This is a genomic window from Methanoregula sp. (assembly GCF_049690535.1).
GTDB lineage: Archaea > Halobacteriota > Methanomicrobia > Methanomicrobiales > Methanospirillaceae > Methanoregula.
On sequence record NZ_JBAVMX010000061.1, the window covers coordinates 1 to 3,050 of the forward strand.

Annotated in this window: 3 protein-coding genes; 1 reads left to right on the forward strand and 2 read right to left on the reverse strand. The window is 58.0% G+C overall.

Translation table 11 applies throughout. The features are described 5' to 3' along the window. Positions 1-424: LysE family transporter (locus tag WCE46_RS04625; RefSeq protein ID WP_424732528.1), on the reverse strand; the 424-nt coding region annotated here is incomplete at its 3' end. 138 nt (positions 425-562) lie between these two features. Between WCE46_RS04625 and WCE46_RS04630 the strand changes: the two genes are divergently transcribed. Beyond that, a complete protein-coding gene (locus WCE46_RS04630) occupies positions 563-1,960 on the forward strand; it encodes a DNA-directed DNA polymerase II small subunit (RefSeq protein WP_424732529.1) in 1,398 nt (465 codons plus the stop codon). Positions 1,961-1,973: 13 nt separating this feature from the next. Here the strand turns inward: WCE46_RS04630 and WCE46_RS04635 are convergent, their stop codons facing one another. Continuing rightward, positions 1,974-2,564, reverse strand: a complete 591-nt coding sequence (locus WCE46_RS04635) for an acetate uptake transporter (RefSeq protein ID WP_424732530.1) — start codon at positions 2,562-2,564, stop codon at positions 1,974-1,976. Between the last annotated feature and the right edge of the window lie 486 nt (positions 2,565-3,050).

Here is a 3,050-nt window from a genome sequence, read left to right on the forward strand (position 1 = left end):
GGCCGGCAATCACCATCGCGCTCCCGACGGTCAGCCACCAGATCCAGAAGTAGGGGTTGGCGACGCTCGTGAAAAAACCGGCAAAGTACGGGTTTGCTGCAACGGTTGCCCGCCCGCTGCCGCTCCCTGCAAGCGAGGCACCCCGGCTCCCGGTGATCGTGAGGATACCGAAGATGACGAGTGCCACGCCCCCGACGACCGCAACCGCGGTGGTGTACCGGAGCGCGACGGTTGCAAGGCCGGCCACGATTAAAAGGACGATGACGAGTTCGGAAAGCATATGGCCGAGCGTCACCTTCGGGCCCATCGTCCAGCCGCCGGGGATCGATGCGTTGATGGTGGCAACCAGCGTGGGGCCCGGCGCAAGGGCGCCGGTCAGGCCGAGGGCAAATGCCAGAATAAACATCTGGAGGGTATCGAGCATGGTATCGGGCGGGTTTGCACCCGCAAGTGAACAGGGTTAGAACGGACGACGATATCAAGGATTCCCTGAGACGGGAGTCAGGAGAGACTCGTGCATGGATGATATGATTATTTTCCCGGTGCTGCAATATACTACGTTATGCTTGATGCGCAGGAGATCACGCTCCGGTTTCTCGATACCCGGCTCCAGGTGCACCCCGACGTGGTGCGGTATATCCAGGAGCAGGACAACCCGGACCTGATCGAGCGCATCATCGCCGGCGTCCCGGAGGATACCATCGTGGTCTCGGCAAAGCACATCCCGGGCATGAACGCCACCCGGGACGGGATGCGGTTTTTAACCGATCCCTCGGTCGAGATCGTCTCGGGGAGCCCGGGGACATCGGGGAGCATCAACGGCACCGAGGACTACCTCCACTATTTCCGGGACCGGTACAGCAAGCTCGGAGCGATGATCCGGGCACGGTGCGGGGCGATGCCCATGGAAGGGCTCACCCGCTCGCCCCGGTACCGGCAGGAGGAGTGCACCGTGATCGGGATGGTCGCCGAGGTCAAGACGACTACGAACGGCCACCGGATCGCGGAACTCGAAGATACCACGGCAAACCTCACGGTACTCTTCCGGAAGGACCGGCCGGTCTTTGCCGATGCCGAGCGCCTGATCATGGACGAGGTGATCGGTGTCAAGGGTAAGCTCTCAAACGACGGGAAACTCTTCTTTGCTGAACAGATGTTCCGACCCGACATCAGGATCGATAACAAGCCGTTTTTGAGCGAACAGCCGGGAAAGGCGGTCTTCATCTCCGATGTCCACGTGGGGAGCAATACGTTCCTTCAGGAGGCCTGGAACCGGTTTGTCGACTGGCTCGCGGAATCCGACGCTTCCTACCTGCTTATCGCAGGCGACCTCGTGGACGGGATCGGGGTCTTCCCGGGACAGGAGCAGGAACTGACGATCAAGAACATCTACGAGCAGTACGACGCTTTTGGCGATCTGATCAGTGCAATCCCGCACCGGATCAAAATTATTGCAGCACCGGGCAACCACGACGTCGTGCGGGGCGCCGAGCCGCAGCCGGTGATCCCGGCGCAGTTCACGAAAAAGTTCCCCGAGAACTGCATGCTCGTCGAGAACCCGGCGCTCGTGAACCTGCAGGGCGTGCGGGTCCTGATGTACCACGGCCGGTCAATCGATGATATGATCGGGCTTATCCCTGGAGCCTCCTACGAGCAGAGCGGGCTGATGATGGAGGAGATGCTCCAGCGCCGGCACCTCGCCCCCGCCTACGGGAGGCGCACCCCGATTGCGGCGGGAAAATCCGACCGCCTGATCATCGACCCGATCCCGGAGATCCTGCACACGGGACACGTGCACATCAGGGGGCTGACAAACTATCGCGGGGTGCTCGGGATCAACGCAGGAACGTGGCAGTCCCAGACTGCGTTCCAGAAACAGATGAACGTGAACCCGACCCCGGCGCAGGCTGTGATGGTCGATCTCCAGACGCTGGTGCCGGAGACGTTTACGTTTTTGTAACCAAAAAAAAAGATCAGACCGGAATTATTTTCCGGCCGTGGATTTCGTTGATAACCTGGCCCAGCCCGATATAGATTGCAAGTGCCCCGGCAAGAATACCCATCAGGCCGGCGCCCAATTTGACAAGGCCGCTTTCTGTGAGTTCTGCTGCAACAAGAAGAGCGATCGTCAGGAACACCGCAAGGACGGTCACCTGGAGGCTCCGGTGCATGTTCAGAGTACAGATCAGGAGCCCGAATGCGACGATACCCCAGACGGTAAGGAACGCGGCAAGATCAGCTGGCCCCGGTGCCTTTGCAAGGCCGAAAGCCGGCAGAATGAAGACGCCGGCAAAGGTCATCCAGAAGAACCCGAAACTCACAAAGGTCAGAAACCCGAAGTTGTTGTTCTTCTTCCATTCCATGAGCCCGGCAATGATCTGGGCAAGGCCGCCATAGAAAATCGCCATGGCAATGATCGGACTGCTGATGCCGATGACCCCGGCGTTCCAGAGGCTTAAGAGAATGGTCGTTGTCCCGAATGCGCACAGCCCGAGCGGTGCCGGGTTTGCGGTCTGGTCCATGAGGAAGATATTGTTCCTGTTTGTGTCTTCGTTGTTCACCATAAACTCACTCAAACTGAATAATCTGGTGTAGACATACAGTTGCTCCCATTCAGCACATGCTCAGGTTTTCATCGATACCGCACATGACGTGTGTGATCTCGGCCCAGATGTTCAGCGCATTGATCTCTTGTGTCTTTTGTCTTAACCTTTCGTTTTACGATTCTGATGATGGATGTCTATTCATTGATCACGAATCCTCTGATGAGAGGGGTGCTCTTGCTCCGTCGCAGTATGGGTTCTGTAATGCGTCCCGGTGACGAGCCGCCGGCCATCCCGGCCCTGTGGCCCATGCCTGAGGCCGACTCCTCCCTTTAACATGTCAGGGATCATCTGTAGTGATTTATATGCGATGTCAGATGCAACGATCAAATCTCTTGGGAACGGGCCCGATCACCAGGAGAAACTGATTACGAGTATGGAATTTTCAGAAACCGGTGTATCAGATGACCGGATCACGGCACTTGAGAAGAAGGTATCGGCAATGGA

Bases quoted from the DNA above. Each gene is read 5' to 3' on its own strand.
- WCE46_RS04630 (WP_424732529.1), top strand. From the start codon at position 563: ATGCTTGATGCGCAGGAGATCACGCTCCGGTTTCTCGATACCCGGCTC.
- WCE46_RS04635 (WP_424732530.1), bottom strand. From the start codon at position 2,564: ATGGTGAACAACGAAGACACAAACAGGAACAATATCTTCCTCATGGAC.